A 17555-nucleotide genomic window follows, 5' to 3' on the forward strand; every position below is an offset into this window, starting at 1 on the left:
CGGCCGACATCTGAAAGCGGCTCAGCCGGCGGACATCGGCTCAGTCGTCGAGTCGTACGACCCGCACGCCACCCGCGGGGACCGCGAGGCGGCCCGCGGCGCGTTCGCCCGTCAGGAGCTCGGTGCCGTGCGCTTCCAGCGGCACCTTGGCGTCCGACGCGGTGTGGTTGATGGCGAAGACGTAGGTGCCCGACTCGCCGGTGCGGCGGACGACTTCGACGTCACGGGGCAGGTCGGCACGCGGTGCGATGCGCGCGTCGTCGGTCGCCCAGCCGATCAGGGCGTCGAGACCCTGGGCCCCGAGACGCGTGGACACGTACCAGGCCGAGCCCTCGCCGACGCGGTGTCGGGTGACGGCCGGATGGCCCGCGGTGAGCCCGTCGGCGTACGTCCAGACGGTCTCGGCGCCGCGCGGCACCACGAACTCGGTCCACACGTCACCGGTGAGCTCCGAGCCGTCGGGTCCGGTGATCCGCACGAGGTCGCCCTGGAGGAGCGGCGAGAACTCCTCGACGGTCAGGCCGAGTACCTCGCGCAGGGCGCCCGGGTAGGCGCCGTCGTGCACGGCGTCGTGCTCGTCGACGATGCCGGAGAAGTACGAGACGACCAGGGTGCCGCCGTTCTCGACGTACTCCTTGAGGCTGTTCCCGGCGGCCTCGGTCATCAGGTAGAGGGCGGGCACGACGACAAGGGGATACGCCGACAAGTCGGCTTCCGGGTGCGCGAAGTCGACCGTGAGGTGGCGGTCGTAGAGCGCCTCGTAGAACGCGTCGGCGCGCTCGCGCGGGTCGTGGTCCTCGCTGGGGCGCCACTGGAGGTTCTGCGCCCACCAGGACTGCCAGTCCCACAGCACGGCGACGTCGGCGACGGTGCGGGTGCCCTTGAGCGCAGCCAACGAATCGACGGAGGCGCCGAGTTCGACCACCTCGCGCCACACCCGGGAGTCGGTGCCCGCGTGCGGCAGCATCGACGAGTGGAACTTCTCGGCGCCGCGCCGGGACTGCCGCCACTGGAAGAACATCGCGCCGTCGGAGCCGCGGGCGACATGTGCGAGGGAGTTGCGGGCCATCTGACCCGGGGCCTTCGCGGGGTTGCGGGGCTGCCAGTTGACGCCCGACGTGGAGTGTTCGAGCAGTAGCCAGGGGGCGCCGCCGGCGACCGAACGGGTGAGGTCGGCGGACATCGCGAGGTTCACATGGGTGCGGCGGCCGTCGGTCATCAGGTAGTGGTCGTTGGTGACGAGGTCCACCTCGCGGCCCCAGGCCCAGTAGTCGACGGAGTCGCACTGGCTCAGGGCGGTCATGAAGTTGGTGGTGACCGGAATGCCGGGCGCGAGACGGTGCAGGATGTCCCGCTCTGCCACGAAGTTCTCGCGCATGGTGGCGTCGGCGAACCGCTTGTAGTCGAGCGCCTGGGCCGGATTGCCGACGGTCGGGGTCACGCGCGGCGGGTTGACCTGGTCGAAGTCCGCGTAGCGCTGGCCCCAGAAGGCGGTCCCCCAGGCTTCGTTGAGCGCCTCGATCGTCCCGTACGTCCGCGTCAGCCGGCGGCGGAAGTGCGCGGCGCAGGACTCGCAGTAGCAGGCCGAGACGGGGACGCCGTACTCGTTGTGGACGTGCCACAAAGCGAGCGCGGGGTGGTCGGCGTACCGGGTGGCGAGCCGTGTGGTGATGTTCGCGGCGGCGGCTCGGTAGTCGCTGTTGCTGTGGCAGATGGCGCCGCGTGAGCCGAACTCGTAGCGGGTGCCGTCGGCGGCCACCGGCAGCGCGTTGCGATGCTCGCGGTAGAACCAGGCGGGCGGCGCCACGGTCGGTGTACCGAGGTCGGCGCGTATGCCGTTCTCGTGGAGCAGGTCGAGCAGGCGGTCGAGCCAGCCGAACTGGTAGGTGCCCGGCGCCGGTTCCAGCAGCGCCCAGGAGAAGATCCCGACGCTCACCATCGTGACACCCGCCTCGCGCATCAGCCGGACGTCTTCCTGCCAGACGCTTTCCGGCCACTGCTCGGGGTTGTAGTCCCCACCGAAGGCGAGCCTGGTGAGGCCCCTGGGGGTGGTCTCCGGCATGGATCTCTCCCGTTTGGTCGATCATTTGGGAACGTGCACACACAGCGCCAGCGGCGCGATCCCAACATAACCGCACAGCAACAACCATTGACAAGTGTCCTGGATGTTTCTCTACTGTGAACGCTCACAGAAGCATGGCAGGTCTCCGCAGCAGGCGGAGACCCAGGTCAGGGGAGAACGATCCATGCCCAACACGAAGCACAGCCGGCTCCGTCGATGGGGTGTCACCACCATCGCCGTCGCGCTCGGCGCCACCTCACTCGCCGCTTGCGGCTCGGAGGACAAGGACAGCGACGCCCAGTCCGGACCCGCGTCGTTGACGTACTGGACCTGGACCCCGGGCATGGACAAGGTCGTGGACCTGTGGAACAAGGGGCCGGGGAAGAAGCAGCAGATCACCGTCACGGTGAAGAAGCAGGCGGCGGGCGACGACCTGGTCACCAAGATCCTCACCGCGCACAAGGCGAAGAAGGCCCCGGACCTCGTCCAGGCCGAGTACCAGGCACTGCCGACGCTGGTCAGCAATGACGCACTCGCCGACATAGCGGGCGAGTCGAAGGACGTGAAGGGCAAGTTCACCGCCGCCGTCTGGCAGCAGACGACGCTGGGCACGGACGCGGTCTACGCGATCCCGCAGGACATCGGTCCGATGATGTTCTACTACCGCGCGGACCTCTTCAAGAAGTACGGCCTGACGGTCCCGACGACCTGGGATCAGTTCGCCGAGACCGCCCGCGCGCTGAAGAAGAAGGCCCCGGACAAGGACCTCACCACCTTCTCCGCCAACGACTCCGGCCTCTTCGCCGGTCTCGCCCAGCAGGCGGGCGCCAAGTGGTGGACGACCTCCGGCGACAAGTGGAAGGTCGGCATCGACGACGCGGCCTCGCAGAAGGTCGCCAAGTTCTGGGGCGGTCTCGTCAAGGAAGGCGTGATCGACAACCAGCCGATGTACCAGCCGGCCTGGAACAAGGCGCTGAACACCGGCAAGCAGATCGCCTGGGTGAGCGCGGTGTGGGCCCCCGGCACCCTCGCGACCGCGGCCCCCGACACCAAGGGCAAGTGGGCGATGGCCCCGCTGCCGCAGTGGTCGGACAGCGAGAACGTCACCGGCAGCTGGGGCGGCTCCTCGACCGCCGTCACCACGGACTCGAAGCACAAGGCGGCCGCCGCGAAGTTCGCCGCCTGGCTGAACACGGACCCGAAGGCGGTGGCCGCACTGGCCAAGGAGGGCGGCATCTACCCCGCCTCCACCAGCGCTCAGCTCAGTGACGCGTTCACGGAGCCGCCGGCCTTCTTCTCCAACCAGACGGACTTCTACACCAAGGCCTCGGAGATCGCGAAGACCACCGCGCCGTCCGCCTGGGGCCCGAACGTGAACGTCGCCTACACGTCCTTCAACGACGCCTTCGGCGCCGCCGCGAAGAACAAGTCGGACTTCGGTGCCGCCCTGAAGACCATGCAGGACACCACCGTCGCCGACCTCAAGAAGCAGGGCTTCGGGGTCGCTCAGTGACGACGGCACGTCGGAAGTCGTACGGGGTCAAGGGGGCCCCGTACGCTTTCCTCCTCCCCGCGACGATCCTCTTCGCCCTCTTCTTCGCGCTGCCCATCGGGTACGCCCTTTGGCTGAGCCTGCACAAGGTCCAGGTCAAGGGCCTAGGCCTGGGCGCCGGTGCCCGCAGCGAAGTCTGGGCGGGCCTGGAGAACTACACCGACGCCCTCACGGACAACGAGCTGCTCGGCGGCGCGCTGCGAGTGCTGGGCTACGGCGCCATCGTGGTTCCGGTGATGCTCGGCCTCGCCCTGCTGTTCGCGCTGATGCTCGACACGGACAAGGTGCGCCTCGCCCCCTTCACCCGGCTCGCGATCTTCCTGCCGTACGCCATTCCCGGCGTCGTCGCCGCGCTGCTGTGGGGCTTCCTGTACCTCCCGGACGTCAGCCCCTTCTACTTCGTCCTCGACAAGCTGGGGATGCCGCAGCCCGATCTACTGGACGGCGGCCCGCTGTATCTCGCCCTGTCCAACATCGCGGTCTGGGGCGGAACCGGCTTCAACATGATCGTCATCTACACCTCGCTGCAGGCCATTCCGGCCGAGGTGTACGAGGCGGCGAAGCTGGACGGCGCCACTCCTTGGCAGATCGCGCTGAGGATCAAGATCCCGATGGTGACGCCCTCGCTGGTGCTCACCTTCTTCTTCTCGATCATCGCGACGCTCCAGGTGTTCAGCGAGCCGACCACCCTCAAGCCCCTCACCAACTCCGTCTCCACGACGTGGAGTCCGCTGATGAAGGTGTACCGGGACGCGTTCGGCACGGGCGACATCTACTCGGCCGCCGCCGAGGCCGTGATCATCGCCATCGTCACGCTGTTCCTGTCCTTCGGCTTCCTGCGCGCCGCGAACTCCCGTAACAAGCAGGAGGAAGCACGATGAGTTCTCTTGCCGTACGCAAGGCCGCGCCGGCCGCCGGTACGACCCCCGGGACCGCCCAGGGGCCGCCGCTGCGCCGCCGGATCGCCCTGGTGCCGACGCTGACGCTGCTGCTCGGCGCCCTGTACTGTCTGCTGCCCGTCGCCTGGGTGGTGATCGCCTCCACCAAGTCGGGCCGTGAGCTGTTCTCGACGTTCACGTTCCTGCCGGGCACCGGCTTCACCCAGAACGTGCGGGACCTCAGCGCCTACCGCGACGGCATCTACTGGCAGTGGATGGGCAACTCGGCGCTCTACGCCGGTCTCGGCGCCCTGCTCTCGACGGCCGTCTCGGCGCTCGGCGGCTACGCCCTCGCCGTCTACCGCTTCCGCGGCCGCGAGACCATGTTCAGCATCCTGATGGCGGGCGTGCTGATGCCTCCGGTGATCCTCGCGATCCCGCAGTACCTGCTGATGGCGAAGGCGGACCTGACGGACTCGTACGCCTCCGTCCTGCTCCCCCTGATCCTCTCCCCGTACGGCATCTACCTCGCCCGGATCTACGCGGCCGCGGCCGTGCCCGGCGATGTGGTCGAGGCCGGGCGGATGGACGGGGGCGGCGAGTGGCGGATCTTCACCCGGATCGCGCTGCCGATGATGGTGCCCGGACTGGTGACGGTGTTCCTGTTCCAGTTCGTGGCGGTGTGGAACAACTTCCTGCTGCCGTACATCATGCTCAGCGACGACGAGAAGTTCCCGATCACGCTCGGCCTGTTCACCCTCCTCAAACAGGGCTCCAACACCCCGGCGCTCTACACGCTGGTGATCACCGGCGCGATGCTCGCGGTCATCCCGCTGGTCGCGCTGTTCCTGGTCATCCAGCGGTTCTGGAGCCTCGATCTGCTGTCCGGAGCCGTAAAGTCATGACCATGAGCAACACGGGGGCCCGGCGCAAACCGCCGACGATCCACGACGTCGCACGCGAGGCGGGAGTCTCACGAGGCACCGTCTCGCGCGTGCTCAACGGCGGTCACTACGTCAGTCCCGCGGCGCAGGAGGCGGTCAACGCCGCCATCCGCAAGACGGGTTACGTCGTGAACCGGCACGCCCGCTCGCTGATCACCGGACGCTCCGACTCGATCGGCTTCCTGCTGACCGAGCCGCAGGAGAGGTTCTTCGAGGACCCCAACTTCAATGTCCTGCTGCGCGGCTGCACGCAGGCGCTGGCCGCGCACGACGTTCCCCTCCTGTTGATGCTCGCGGGCACCGAGGACGAGCGGCGGCGCATCACGCGGTACATCACCGCGGGACATGTCGACGGAGTGCTCCTGGTCTCCAGCCACTCCGGCGATCCGGTCGCGGAGCAGCTGCGCGAGGCGGGCGTGCCGCTGGTCGCCTGCGGCAAGCCCATCGGCATGGGCTCCAAGGTGAGTTACGTCGCCGCGGACGACCGGGACGGCGCCCGCGACATGGTCAGGCACCTGCTGTCCCTCGGCCGCCGCCGGATCGGCATGGTCACCGGCCCGCTCGACACCCCCGGCGGCGTCGAGCGGCTCGCGGGCTACCGGGAGGTGCTCGCCGAGGCGGGCATCGAGGCCGACGACCGCTTCGTCGTCTCCGGCGACTACAGCCGGTCCAGCGGTGAGGCGGGCGCCGAGCAACTCCTTCAGCGGGTTCCGGACATGGACGCCGTGTTCGTCGCCTCGGACCTGATGGCACAGGGTGTGCTGGGCGCGCTGCACAGGGCCGGCCTCCGGGTTCCCGAGGACGTGGCCGTCGGCGGCTTCGACGACTCCCCCGCCGCCACCGCGTCCACCCCGGCCCTCACCACGATCCGCCAGCCCTGGGACCGCATCAGCGCCGAGATGGTACGGGTGCTGCTCGCCCAGATAGGGGGCGAGGATCCGGCGGCGGTGATCCTGCCGACGGAGCTGGTGCGGCGCGAGTCGACCTGACTCGCCCAGCGCGGCCGGCGACTCTGGGGCGCCCAGCCGCGACCGACGGACTCCGGTGCGCCATACCCGCGGCCGCCGCGCCAAGGGTGCGGTGGCCTCGGCCACGAACATCGGCAGCGCCAGGAACAGCCGGTCGGTCTCGCAGCGGGCGCGTTGTCCGGCGATCCAGGTGTCCGTTCGCTCGGGCGACACGGCACCGGCGCCGCGCGCGCCCTCGACGAGACCGACCGGCATCGGGAGCGCCGCCGCACCCACGCCGGCCACCGACGCCCACCCGGCCACCCGGCCACCCGGCCACCCGGCCACCCGGCCACCCGCCGACCATCCTCCGCGCGGAGGCCGAGGCCCTCCGCTCCCGTATCTCCGCCGCCCGGGCATCCCTCGACTTGATCGTGTACACCCTCGGCTGCGACCACGAGGGCATCACCCGGTGCGCGCACTTCCCGACCGGTCAGGATTCGAGAAGCCGACGGGTGCTTCCCCGTCTTAGCGTGAATGCGCCGACGAGAAAGCCGTCGGCGCGACAAGCACATCGCACGCACTGATCAGCATCACGGAGGAGTCGCCATGACCGCCGGAGTCAAGACCATCATCTATCCCGTCAAGGACGTCACGCAGGCAAAGGCGCTGTTCAGCGTGCTGTTGGGCGTGGAGCCGTACGCGGACGAGCCGTACTACGTCGGGTTCAAGGACGCGGGCCAGGATGTCGGCCTGGACCCCAACGGTCACGCCAAGGGGATGACCGGGCCCGTCCCCTACTGGCACGTGTCCGACATCAGGGGGACCCTGGCGGGCCTGCTCGACGCCGGGGCCGAGTCGCTGCAGGACGTCCAGGATGTGGGCGGCGGCAGGCTCATCGCCTCGGTCAAGGACGCGGACGGCAACCTGATCGGGCTCCTCCAGGATCCCTCCGCCGAGTAGGGCGACCGGGCAGCGGTCCGCTGAATGCATCCGCACTAGTTGCACACTCAACGACTGGCCGGATCTCTGTTACCGTTCAGTTATGGCAGCGACAACGCGCGGATCCCTCCTCGAAGACCAGTGGCGGGAGATCCTCTCGGTGCACGCGCGCACGATGTGCGAGATCGACCGCGCGCTGCACCCCCACGGCCTCGGAGCCAGTGACTTCGAGGTCCTGGACATCCTCGCCTCCGCCACGGCCACGGAGCCGGGCGAGCAGTGCCGGGTGCACAACATCGCGGGCCGGGTCCACCTCAGCCAGAGCGCCCTGTCCCGCCTCATCGGCCGGCTGGAGAAGGACGGCCTGGTGGAGCGCAACGTCTGCCAGGAAGACCGACGCGGAGTATGGGTCGCGCTCACCGAGAAGGGTCGCGACCTGCACTCCGAGGTACTCCCCCTGCAACGCGCCGTCCTGGCCCGCATGTTGAACGGCTAGCGCGGCCGGCTAGACGGTGAACTCCGCGCCGTCCGGCAGGACTTCGACCCCGGTCGCGGTCACCCGCGCATGGGCGTCCGAGGCGTGGTCGAGCAGCGGGTTCGTGTTGTTGAGGTGGGTGTAGATCCGGCGCGGGCCGGGATGGCGGGCGAGGGCGGCCAGGCTGCCGTGCGCGCCCGAGACGGGAAGATGCCCCATCGCGGCCTGCCCGTTGGACGGCATCCCGGCCTGGCCGCCCGCGGCCCGCACCGCCGTGCGCATCTCGTCGGCCGCGTAGAAGGTGCCGTCGAGCAGCGCGCAGGTCGCCGTGGTGAGCAGTGCGTCCAGCGCGGGTGTCCAACTGCCCAGGCAGGGCGCGTAGACGAGCTCTCCCCCGCCGGCCAGGTCCTCGATCCGGTACGCCGTCACCCAGCGGGCGTCCGCGGCGGGCCCGGAGACGTACTTCGGGGCCTTGGAGCCGACCGGGTGCGCGCTCACCACCAGACCGCCGGCCAGCACGAAGCCGCCCTCGGTCAGACTGTCCGTCCACTCCCAAGGGGCATAGCGGTCGAGCACGGCGCGCAGCGGGGCCAGCGTGGCGAGGACGGGAGGCGCGGCATAGACCTTGAGTCCCGCGCCGCCCCGCAGAATGGTCAGCCCCATGACGTGGTCGGCCTCGGCATCGGTCAGGAGCACGCCGCGTACCGGGGTGTCCCTGGCGCCCGGCCCGGGTGCGAGCGCGGGCGTGCCGGTCAGCTGCGTACGGATGTCGGGTGAGGCGTTGAGCAGCCACCAGTCGCGGGAGTTGCCGCTGACGGCGACACACTCCTGTGTTCGCGCCGGCAGTTTGCCGTCGCGGGCGGCCGCGCACAGCGCGCACGCGCAGTTCCACTGAGGGAAGCCGCCACCGGCGGCCGTGCCCAGCAGGACGACTTTCAACAGAAACCCACCCCTCCGTATCGGATCCTCCCGGGGATCTTCCCGCCAGGACGGGCCGAACTACCCGACGGAAGGGGGCAGTTCCGGACGACCTTCGCCCGGGCGCCGGTCCTGCGGTCGCCGGGGAGGGATCGGGCTGGTGACGAAGTCCCGCGAACCCGTCCACAGCGCGGGGACCGCGTCGCCACGACGGCACAACTCGTACGCGACCGTCTCGTAGTTGACCCGCCAGCCGTGGAAGTGCGGCCAGGCCTGCTTCGCGGTCCGCTCGGCGGGGAAGCCCGCCGCCTCCACCATCGCGACGGCCGCGTCGAACTCCAGGAAGGACAACTGGATCGGCGCCTCGGGGCTGGGGTCCGTGTCGAACTCGAAGCGCAGTGAGCGGGCGATGTCGCGCAGCGCGGTGAAGCCCGCGCGCAGCACCAGGCGTGCCTCGGGCGGAGCGCTGTTCGGCGTGAGCGCCAGCTGCATGGCCGCCGCGTCCATGACGGCGACCAGGCCGACGATCCAGCTGCGGTAGGGCCGCGGCGAACGGAACGCCAGCAGGATCGGGTACGTGGAGTGGCTCTCGCCGATGTCCGAGGCGAGCCGCTCCCAGGCGCGGTACAGCTCGGGCAGCGCGGTCTCGGTGTCGACCAGCCACTGCCGGGCGAGGATCTCCGGGCCCCAGGCGGGTTCGCCCGCGCGTGACTGCAGGAGGGTCACTTCCAGTTCGCGGCGGTTGTAGGCGGCGTACAGGGTGGGCAGGTACGCGATCTGCAGGGCGATCACCACCGGTCCGGTGGCCGCCGCCAGGAAGTCCACCACGGACAGGTGCAGTCTGTCGCCGCTGGCGAAGCCGAGCGTGAACAGGCTGGAGCCGGCCTCCCTGACGGACTGGGTCCAGGTCAGCGTGGACAGGGCGTGCAGCAGCAGCCCGAAGCCGAGCAGCGCACCGCCGAGCCAGCTCGCGAGCATCCCGACCAGCATGAGCGGGGCCAGCCAGGTCTGCGCGCGGTCGTGCGCCTGGTAGCTGCCGCCGGGAGCGGCGAGACGCAGCAGGAGGCGCAGCGAGCGCCACCAGCGGATCACCAGCGAGGAGTAGAGCCCGCGGGGCACGACGAGGGTGCGCAGGATGCTGACGAGAACCAGCGCCAGGAGCAGTCCGCCGGCCACGCCGGAGATCCATTTCATGCGGTCATTGTCACGCCGGTCGCGGCCGTTCTTCAGGCAGGCCGGTCGGGTCGTTCTTGAGGCAGGGCGAGTCGTGCCGGGACGCCGCAGCTGCCGTACGGCCCCGAACGCGGGCCGTGACTGTCGTCGGGTCCACTCCGGGGCGGGCCGGCGCGCTCAGCGGGATCGGGGTGACCTGGGGCAGCCAGTCGTACGGAGTGAGGCCGACGCGCTGCTCGCCGCCCGCCGCCTCGCGCTGCCCGCACTGGAGCGTCTCGGCCGTCCGCTGATCGAGGACATCGCGGTGCACCCGTCCCGGCTTGCCGAGGCGGCCGGCAGGCCATGACGTGCCCGTCTGCACCTTCCGGTGGGCGCCTCCCTCCGGCGCCACTGATCGGCTGCGACTTCCGGACGGCGGCCTCGTCGTGCGGAGCGACTTCGGTTCGATCACCACCTGGATTGTGATCACGGCGGCCCTCGGGGCGCCCGGGGGGATGAGCGGTGTCGGCACCGTTCATCCCCGTCACGCGTGGGAACGGGCGGCCGTCAGACCTGCGGCCGGGCCAGCAGGGTGCGTACGCCCTCGGAGCTGAGGGTCAGACCGTGCGGCGAGCTGGCGTCGATCGTGAGCGACAGGTCGCCGGACGGCCACTGGGAGGCGAGGGCGCCGAGCGGCACCAGGCGGTAGCGGGAGACGGACGGGAGCAGCTCGGCCATCTCCAGCTCCGAGGTGAACACCGGCACCACCTGCTCGCCGCCCGGCTGGTCCAGGACGGGCAGCGCCACGGCCGTGGGGTCGGCGACGTCCTCCTCATTGGCGTCGTCGGGCACGGGGACCAGCACGTCGCTGCCGGCCAGCGTGTCGAGGGCGGTGGCGTCCTGCGTGTTCTCGACGAGCGCGTTCAAGGCCTCCTGAGCCGGTGTCTCGCCCGTGGGCCGGTGGTGGTCGTTCGAGGGTGTGTCCATGGCAGATTCCCGGGTAGTGGCGGACGGGCCACCCGGGACAGCATCGTTCCCGGGCGCAACGTCCGTCGCGTACCCGTCCTGAGCCGGGGCATTCCTCCAGTTCCCCCTCAGGGCAGCAACGGGATGCCGTCCGACGGCAGGCCGAGGCGGTCACAGCCGACGCGTCGGTGGAGCGGCTCGGCCACGTCAGCCCGCGAGCACCGACAACCAGCCTGGCAGTGCCCCACATGCACCGGGCACTCTTTCGGCGAGGCCGTACCGCGGCAAGCGGCGAGACACTGGCACCAGCCGACATATCCAAGGCAAGGGCACCAAAGGGCCAATGTGGCTTTTGAGTCAGACGGATACCAGGCTCCACTCACCTGCCAGCAACCACAGCCAGTTGCCATCCGTGAGTCTCACAGTGGGACTTCACGGCGCGCGCCGCGACCGCCACCACGGCCCTCGCTCTGCCGCTCACCGGTACAAGGCCGTCGCCGATCGCCACGAGGGCCCGCGCAACCACGTCCAGCAGATCAGCTCCAACGGACACCAGAAGATGAACAAGTCCGGCGAGGCCGAGATCGCTCTCAGCTCGGGGCATGTCGGGGAGGAGACGCTGCCGGGCACGTTCGCGGACTACGAGCTGCAGCCGCGCGAGTACGAGCTGAGCGTGGCCCAGACGGTGCTGCGCGTGCACAGCCGGGTCGCCGACCTCTACAACGAGCCGATGAACCAGACCCATCAGCAGCTGCGGCTGACCATCGAGGCGCTGCGCGAGCGCCAGGAGTACGAGCTGGTCAACAACCAGGACTTCGGCATGCTCAACATCGCCGACTTCGACCAGCGGATCTCCACCTACTCGGGCCCGCCGACCCCCGACGACCTGGACGAGCTGCTGAGCATGCGGCGCGGCACCCGCTGTATGTTCGCCCACCCGCGCGCGATCGCCGCCTTCGGCCGGGAGTGCAACAAGCGCGGTATCTACTTCGGCGGCATCGAGCTGAACGGCCATCACCTGCCCGCCTGGCGCGGTGTTCCGCTGCTGCCGTGCGGCAAGATCCCCGTCAGCAAGGCGAACACCTCGTCGATCATCGCGATGCGTACGGGTGAGGACGACCAGGGTGTGATCGGCCTGTACCAGACCGGAATTCCGGACGAGGTCGAGCCCGGCCTGAACGTACGGTTCATGGGGATCGACGAGAAGGCGATCATCTCCTACCTGGTCAGCACGTACTACTCCGCGGCCGTCCTCGTACCGGACGCCCTCGGCATCCTGGAGAACGTCGAGGTCGCCCGTACGAACGGGAGCTGACGACGGTGTCGTTGATCTCCCGGGTCGTCGCACCCGCCGCGGGCCATGACATGGCGGGGCTGGTACGGGCACTGCTGTCGGCTCGGTCGTCGGCGCCGCCGCGGTTGCCCGTCCCCCCCAAGGCAGCGCGCGGGCCACGGCTGCCGTCCGCCCCGACGGGGCTGGGCACGTCCGCGGCACGGCTCCGTTCCTCCGCGGTGGGGATCACCTCCTGCGCGGTGGGGATCGCCCCGCCTGCGCCCGCTCCGGTGCGTCCCCCGATCCTGCCCTCAAGGCCGACGGGACTCGGCACGTCGGCTGCCCGGCTCGGGGCGCCGGAGCCACAGCGGGAGCGCGCACAGGCGGCGGATCCCGCCCCGAACCTGCACTGTCCGCCCGCCGTCCGCGACGACCCCGCCCTCGGCGAGACCGTCACCGAGCGACTGGTCGAGTGGGCCGAGGAGGTCGGGATCTACCCCGGCCAGCTCGACAAGATCCGCACGGCCGACTTCGGGCGGCTGATCATGCTGGCGCACCCCGAGTCGGACGACCCCGACCGGCTTCTGGCGGCGGCGAAGTGCGCGCTCGCGGAGTGGTCCGTCGACGACCACTACGTGGACGGAGAGGTCGAGGAGGCCCGGCACGAACTGCTCGGGCAGCGCCTCGCGATCGCCCACTCCGTGATCGACCAGGCACACCTCCCCCTGGCGTACGCGCCGCAGTTGGAGGAGGTCGTGCAGGCGGACCCCGTCATGCGCGCCCTCCGGTCGAGTCTCGACAACCTCGCCCGGTACGCGACGACGGGACAGGTGCGCAGGCTCCGCCACGAACTGGGGATCATGTTCGTCGCCTACAACCAGGAAGGCGTCTGGCACACCGCCGAACAGACCCCGCCGGTCTGGGAGTTCCTGATGCACCGGCACGAGAACAGCTTCGTGCCGTGCATGGTGCTGGTCGACGCGGTCGCGGGATACGAGCTGCCGTACGGCGAATTCGCCGACCCCCGGGTGCGCCGCGCCTTCACCATGGCGGGCTCGGCGAGCGTGATCGTCAACGACCTCTACTCCATGGGCAAGGAGGATCCCACGGACTTCAGCCTGCCGAGGCTGATCGCGTCCGAGGCCCAGTGCTCCCTGGAGGAGGCGATCGACCGCACCGTCGAGATCCACAACGAACTCATGCACACCTTCGAGGCCGAGGCCGCCGCCCTCGCCGCCGCCGGCTCCCCCGAGCTGCGCCGCTTCCTGGCCGGCACCTGGGCCTGGCTCGGCGGGAGCCGCGAATGGCATGCCGGCAGCGGCCGCTACGCCACCGCCGCCTGAACCGTCAACCCCCTTATCCCGCAAGGAGATTGCTTCACCATGCCTGTCACCGACATGGAAATGATCGCCATGGACAAGGTCCTGCGCACCGAGTACCAGAAGTCCGTCGCCGACTACTGGAACGCGGAGAAGAACGCGGTCAACCTCCGGCTCGGCGAGGTCGACGACCTCTACCACCACCACTACGGCATCGGCGACTACGACCCGTCCGTTCTCCAGGGCCCGGCGGACACCCGCGAGCAGCGCATGATCGAGGAGATGCACCGTCTGGAGACCGCACAGGCCGACGTCCTCCTCGACCACCTCGGCCCGATCAAGCCGGCGGACCACCTGCTGGACGCCGGCTCGGGTCGCGGCGGCACCAGCATCATGGCCAACGCCCGCTTCGGCTGCTCGGTGGACGGCGTGAGCATCTCGGAGCAGCAGGTCGCCTTCGCAAGCGACCAGGCCGCCCGCCGCAAGGTGTCCGACAAGGTCCGCTTCCACTTCCGCAACATGCTGGACACGGGCTTCGCCACCGGCTCGCGGCGCGGCATCTGGACCAACGAGACCACGATGTACGTGGACCTCGTCGAGCTGTACGCGGAGTTCTCCCGGCTGCTGGAGCCCGGCGGCCGTTACGTGTGCATCACCGGGTGCTCCAACGACGTCAAGGGCATGCGCTCCAAGGCCGTCAGCAAGATCGACGAGCACTACACCTGCAACATCCACCCGCGCAGCGAGTACTTCAAGGCGATGGCCGCGAACAACCTCGTCCCCATCAACGTCGTCGACCTGACCGCGGCGACCATCCCGTACTGGGAGCTGCGGGCCAAGTCCTCGGTGACGACCGGCATCGAGGAGGCGTTCCTGACCGCGTACAAGGAGGGCAGCTTCCACTACCTGCTGATCGCGGCCGACCGCATCTGACATGAGAGTGGGCCCGGACTTCGAAAGGCCGGGCCCCGCACGGCTACTTCAGGTACGGACCGTCGCTCCCGATCTTCCCGGGACCGTTCAGCACGTACACCCGGAGATTGCCCTTCCCGGGTGCCGCCACGGACAGCGTGCCGTTGGAGACGGTCTTCACATCACCGGTGACGGCGTCCGCATAGGTGCCGTTCGGGATGCCGGTGTACGTCGCGTCGCCGGTGACAGTGACGAGCGCGAAGCTGTCCGTCGAGCCGCTGGTGTAGCGGCGCTTGAAGGCCATCGAGCCGCTGATGCCGTCGGTGGAGTACTGGCCCATCTGGAGCGCCGGGATCGCCCGGCGGATCTGGTTCAGTCGCTGGAGGTGCTTGACCAGCGGCTGTGCCAGCGTCGAGGCGACTTCGCCGCTCGCGGAGTCGACCTTGGCGAAGTCCGAGGCGGTGACGGATCCGGCGAGATGGTCGCCGTAGTACGCGCGGCCGGTGGACGCCAGCGGACACGTCGGCCCGCAGTCGATCTGCTTGCCCTTCTGGAACTCGATCTCCGAGCCGTAGTAGAGGGTCGGGATTCCGCGGAAGGTCCACATCAGCGCCATGTTCTCGGCCCAGGCGTCGGTACCTCCGCCGTAGCGCGTGCTCGACTTGTTCGGGCCGTAGTCGTGGCTGTCGACGTAGACGACGTTGTACGTGGCGTCGTTGACGGAGTCGTCCGAGTCCTTGCCGTTGCCGTAGGCGTTCTGCGCGTCACCGAAGTTCATGTGCATGCGCATGTCGATGATGTTCATGCCCGAGAACTGGCTGCGGTCCGGGGTGTGGTAACTGTTGCCGCTCAGAAAGGCGTTGGTGGACGTCGGCTGGTTTCCCGTACCCAGTTGTTCCTCGTAGTTGTACTGCTCGATCGCCGCCGCTTCGTCGTCCGCGCTGTACTCCTTGCGCTCCTTCCAGGTGAAGAACTGCGCGGAGTGGTTCACGGAGCCGCGGTTCCACTTGTCGTTGACGAACGCGCCGACCTCGCCGAAGACGAAGAAGTTCTTCGCGGCGTCCGTGCCGAACCTCTGGGTGACCCGGTCGTAGATCGCGGGCAGGAAGCGGCGGTTCCAGGTGACGCGCGGGATGTGCACGGCCGTGTCGATACGGAGACCGTCGACGCCCATGTCGATGTACTTGTCGTACGCGCCGATGAGGTAGTTCTGCACGGGCGTCGACTCGGTGTTGAAATCGGCGAGGTCCTCGTGCAGCCAGCAGGAGCGGGAGTCCTCGCCCTCCCAGTTGCCGATCCAGCACTGGTGGTAGTACGTCTTCGGGAACATGCCCGAAGTCGGGCTGGGCCACTGGCAGTTGTAGATCGTGTAACCCTCGGCGCTCCTGCCGCCGGTGGGCTTGCCCCAGTTGAGGCAGGTGTTGCCGGACGGCTCGGCCGTCGACCAGAGGTCGCCGTTGTAGTACGACTTCCCGGACTTGGGCTCGACCGTGAGGCCGTCGTACTCGAAGCCCTCGTTCTTCTCGTCGTAGTACCAGCTCCACTGGGAGTCGCGGACGCCATACACGGTCGGAGTGAACAGGCCCTTGGCGCCCCAGCGGGAGCTGTGGTTGTAGACGACATCCTGGTAGATCTTCATGCCCTTGGCGTGGGCCGCGTTGATCAGGTCCTGGTAGGAGGCGCCGGCCGACTCCAGGCGCGGGTCGACCTTGTAGAAGTCGTAGCCGTGATAGCCGTGGTAGTCGTAGTCCGAGCGGTTGAGGACGACCGGGGTGATCCAGACCGCCGAGAAGCCGAGCGCCTTGATGTAGTCGAGCTTGTCGACCAGGCCCTTGAAGTCGCCGCGGAACATGGGGTCGTTGTTGGCCGCGTTGCCCGACTTCACGTCCTGGCTGCCGCCGCGGTTGTTGGAGCTGTCGCCGTCGTAGAAGCGGGCAGTGAGGACGAAGTAGATCGGGTCCTTGCGGGGGTCAGTGCCGAGCGGGGTGCCGGAGGCCGGTTCGGGCGCGTTCTCCCCGGTCGTCGCGGTGGCCTCGGCGGAGGCGGGCGAGGTGTTTCCGGCCGCGTCTAGGGCCTTCACGGTGTACGTGTAGGCCGTCTTCTCCTCGAGTCCCGTGTCGGAGTAGACGGTCGATCCGACGTCGGTGACGACCGTGCCCTTGGTTCCGCCGGTGCGTGTGACCTGATACTTCGTCACCGCGGTGTTGTCGGTGGAGGCCTCCCAGGAGAGCACGATGGAGGTGTGGGTGGCGCTCGCGGTGACCTTGGTGGGGGCGGTCGGGGCCTCGGTGTCGGGCGCCTCGGCGGCGCAAGGGTCCTTGGCGTCGGCGGTGACCGTCCTGTCCTTCACGGTCGTGGTGCCGGTGGGGATGGTGTAGTCGGAGCTGTTGTTGTTGTCCCAGACGCCGTTGCCGTTGTTGAAGGCGGCCTTCAGTGACGTCGCCGTACCGATGTCGAGAGTCTTCTTCCACCAGCCCGTGCAGGCCGTCTCCATGCCGACGCCGGGGACCGTCGTCCACGAGCCGCCGGAGGGCGCGTAGTGGATGTTGGCCGTGGTCCAGCCCGAGGTGGCGGTCGAGTAGTAGACGGTGGCCTGGTTGCCGCTGCCCGTCCCGGTGTCGGCGCACGGGTCGCTGTGGGCGATCACGCCGTCCTTGACGGTGATGGTGCCGGTGCCCAGCGCGTAGTTGTTCCCGCCGTTGTTGTCCCAGGTGCCGCTGCCGTTGTTGAAGGTGGCCTGGAGTCCCGCGGCCGAGCCCAGGTCGACGGTCTTCTTCACCCAGTCAGTGCAGGCCGCCTCCATCTGCACTCCGGGCACGGCGGTCCAGGAACCGCCGTCCGGTGCGTAATGCAGGTAGGTGGTCGGCCAGTTCTTGGTCTTCGTGTAGTAGAAGACAGTCGCCGTGTTGGAATCGGCGGCGGTCTTCTCCATGGGGGCGGAGCCCATTCCGGAGTCCGGTGGGACCAGTCCGAACAGCCCGGTCGCCGCCACGAACGCCACCAGTGGGCGCAGCAGGCGCGGGGGTCTACTTCTCACGGGTGTCTCCAATGCGGGCTGGGGAGTGGGGAGTTGCCTTGCAAGAAGAACCGGCAAATTCCTGAAAGGGCTTGCAGCGCGGAAGCTACAGGGACATGACAGTCACGTAAAGGGATCTCACAACGACCGGAGCTCAGGGTGAAAACGAACCAGTAATGGTGACCCGAGCCCACGCGCG

The 17555-nt window shown here is 69.1% G+C and carries 14 protein-coding genes and 1 pseudogene; 9 read left to right on the forward strand and 6 right to left on the reverse strand.

The window, feature by feature from the left end:
• Positions 1-40: 40 nt before the first annotated feature.
• Positions 41-2062 carry a beta-galactosidase gene (locus AB5J53_RS03675; RefSeq protein ID WP_369244216.1) on the reverse strand — a complete coding sequence of 674 codons (2022 nt, stop codon included), beginning with the start codon at positions 2060-2062 and terminating at the stop codon, positions 41-43.
• Between the two features lie 184 nt (positions 2063-2246).
• On the opposite strand from AB5J53_RS03675, the gene AB5J53_RS03680 reads away from it, so the two are divergent.
• The 6 genes from AB5J53_RS03680 (at position 2247) to AB5J53_RS03705 (ending at position 7821) form a co-directional block, all read left to right on the forward strand.
• Positions 2247-3575 carry an ABC transporter substrate-binding protein gene (locus AB5J53_RS03680; RefSeq protein WP_369244217.1) on the forward strand — a complete coding sequence of 443 codons (1329 nt, stop codon included), beginning with the start codon at positions 2247-2249 and terminating at the stop codon, positions 3573-3575.
• Complete coding sequence (locus AB5J53_RS03685) at positions 3572-4495, forward strand: carbohydrate ABC transporter permease (protein ID WP_369244218.1); 924 nt, start codon at positions 3572-3574, stop codon at positions 4493-4495. The genes AB5J53_RS03680 and AB5J53_RS03685 overlap by 4 nt, the downstream gene beginning before the upstream one ends.
• Positions 4492-5397: a carbohydrate ABC transporter permease gene (locus AB5J53_RS03690; RefSeq protein WP_369244219.1), complete on the forward strand. Its 906-nt coding sequence runs from the start codon at positions 4492-4494 to the stop codon at positions 5395-5397. Before AB5J53_RS03685 ends, AB5J53_RS03690 begins: the two co-directional genes overlap by 4 nt.
• Entirely contained in the window at positions 5394-6425 is a 1032-nt protein-coding gene (locus AB5J53_RS03695) for a LacI family DNA-binding transcriptional regulator (RefSeq protein ID WP_369244220.1), read from the forward strand. Before AB5J53_RS03690 ends, AB5J53_RS03695 begins: the two co-directional genes overlap by 4 nt.
• 567 nt (positions 6426-6992) lie before the next feature.
• Complete coding sequence (locus AB5J53_RS03700) at positions 6993-7346, forward strand: VOC family protein (RefSeq protein WP_369244221.1); 354 nt, start codon at positions 6993-6995, stop codon at positions 7344-7346.
• A gap of 82 nt (positions 7347-7428) precedes the next feature.
• Complete coding sequence (locus AB5J53_RS03705; protein WP_369244222.1) at positions 7429-7821, forward strand: MarR family winged helix-turn-helix transcriptional regulator; 393 nt, start codon at positions 7429-7431, stop codon at positions 7819-7821.
• A gap of 9 nt (positions 7822-7830) precedes the next feature.
• Here AB5J53_RS03705 and pqqB read toward each other — a convergent pair whose 3' ends face one another.
• The 4 genes from pqqB to AB5J53_RS03725 all read right to left on the reverse strand — a co-directional run bounded on the left by pqqB (position 7831) and on the right by AB5J53_RS03725 (position 10857).
• Complete coding sequence (gene pqqB, locus AB5J53_RS03710) at positions 7831-8739, reverse strand: pyrroloquinoline quinone biosynthesis protein PqqB (RefSeq protein WP_369244223.1); 909 nt, start codon at positions 8737-8739, stop codon at positions 7831-7833.
• Positions 8740-8799: 60 nt separating this feature from the next.
• Positions 8800-9912, reverse strand: coding sequence for a hypothetical protein (locus AB5J53_RS03715; protein ID WP_369244224.1), 1113 nt, complete (start codon positions 9910-9912; stop codon positions 8800-8802).
• A gap of 10 nt (positions 9913-9922) precedes the next feature.
• On the reverse strand, positions 9923-10252 hold the full coding sequence (locus AB5J53_RS03720) for a hypothetical protein (protein WP_369244225.1): 330 nt from the start codon (positions 10250-10252) through the stop codon (positions 9923-9925).
• Between the two features lie 185 nt (positions 10253-10437).
• Entirely contained in the window at positions 10438-10857 is a 420-nt protein-coding gene (locus tag AB5J53_RS03725) for an SseB family protein (RefSeq protein WP_369244226.1), read from the reverse strand.
• Positions 10858-11258: 401 nt separating this feature from the next.
• On the opposite strand from AB5J53_RS03725, the pseudogene AB5J53_RS03730 reads away from it, so the two are divergent.
• The 3 genes and pseudogenes from AB5J53_RS03730 to AB5J53_RS03740 form a co-directional block, all read left to right on the forward strand.
• Positions 11259-12151: pseudogene (locus AB5J53_RS03730) on the forward strand (family 2B encapsulin nanocompartment shell protein); the annotation flags it as partial.
• Between the two features lie 5 nt (positions 12152-12156).
• The gene (locus AB5J53_RS03735) at positions 12157-13452 is read left to right on the forward strand and encodes a family 2 encapsulin nanocompartment cargo protein terpene cyclase (RefSeq protein ID WP_369244227.1); all 1296 of its coding nucleotides are present in this window, start codon (positions 12157-12159) and stop codon (positions 13450-13452) included.
• Between the two features lie 39 nt (positions 13453-13491).
• Positions 13492-14361: a geranyl diphosphate 2-C-methyltransferase gene (locus AB5J53_RS03740; protein WP_369244228.1), complete on the forward strand. Its 870-nt coding sequence runs from the start codon at positions 13492-13494 to the stop codon at positions 14359-14361.
• Between the two features lie 43 nt (positions 14362-14404).
• Here the strand turns inward: AB5J53_RS03740 and AB5J53_RS03745 are convergent, their stop codons facing one another.
• Positions 14405-17377: a carbohydrate binding domain-containing protein gene (locus AB5J53_RS03745; protein ID WP_369244229.1), complete on the reverse strand. Its 2973-nt coding sequence runs from the start codon at positions 17375-17377 to the stop codon at positions 14405-14407.
• Between the last annotated feature and the right edge of the window lie 178 nt (positions 17378-17555).

This window comes from Streptomyces sp. R41 (genome assembly GCF_041053055.1).
In the GTDB taxonomy this organism is placed as follows: domain Bacteria; phylum Actinomycetota; class Actinomycetes; order Streptomycetales; family Streptomycetaceae; genus Streptomyces.

Excerpts from the sequence above, each read along its gene's own strand:
- AB5J53_RS03675 (WP_369244216.1), bottom strand. The coding sequence starts at position 2,062 with ATGCCGGAGACCACCCCCAGGGGCCTCACCAGGCTCGCCTTCGGTGGG.
- AB5J53_RS03680 (WP_369244217.1), top strand. The coding sequence starts at position 2,247 with ATGCCCAACACGAAGCACAGCCGGCTCCGTCGATGGGGTGTCACCACC.
- AB5J53_RS03690 (WP_369244219.1), top strand. The coding sequence starts at position 4,492 with ATGAGTTCTCTTGCCGTACGCAAGGCCGCGCCGGCCGCCGGTACGACC.
- AB5J53_RS03695 (WP_369244220.1), top strand. The coding sequence starts at position 5,394 with ATGACCATGAGCAACACGGGGGCCCGGCGCAAACCGCCGACGATCCAC.
- AB5J53_RS03700 (WP_369244221.1), top strand. The coding sequence starts at position 6,993 with ATGACCGCCGGAGTCAAGACCATCATCTATCCCGTCAAGGACGTCACG.
- AB5J53_RS03705 (WP_369244222.1), top strand. The coding sequence starts at position 7,429 with ATGGCAGCGACAACGCGCGGATCCCTCCTCGAAGACCAGTGGCGGGAG.
- AB5J53_RS03715 (WP_369244224.1), bottom strand. The coding sequence starts at position 9,912 with ATGAAATGGATCTCCGGCGTGGCCGGCGGACTGCTCCTGGCGCTGGTT.
- AB5J53_RS03725 (WP_369244226.1), bottom strand. The coding sequence starts at position 10,857 with ATGGACACACCCTCGAACGACCACCACCGGCCCACGGGCGAGACACCG.
- AB5J53_RS03740 (WP_369244228.1), top strand. The coding sequence starts at position 13,492 with ATGCCTGTCACCGACATGGAAATGATCGCCATGGACAAGGTCCTGCGC.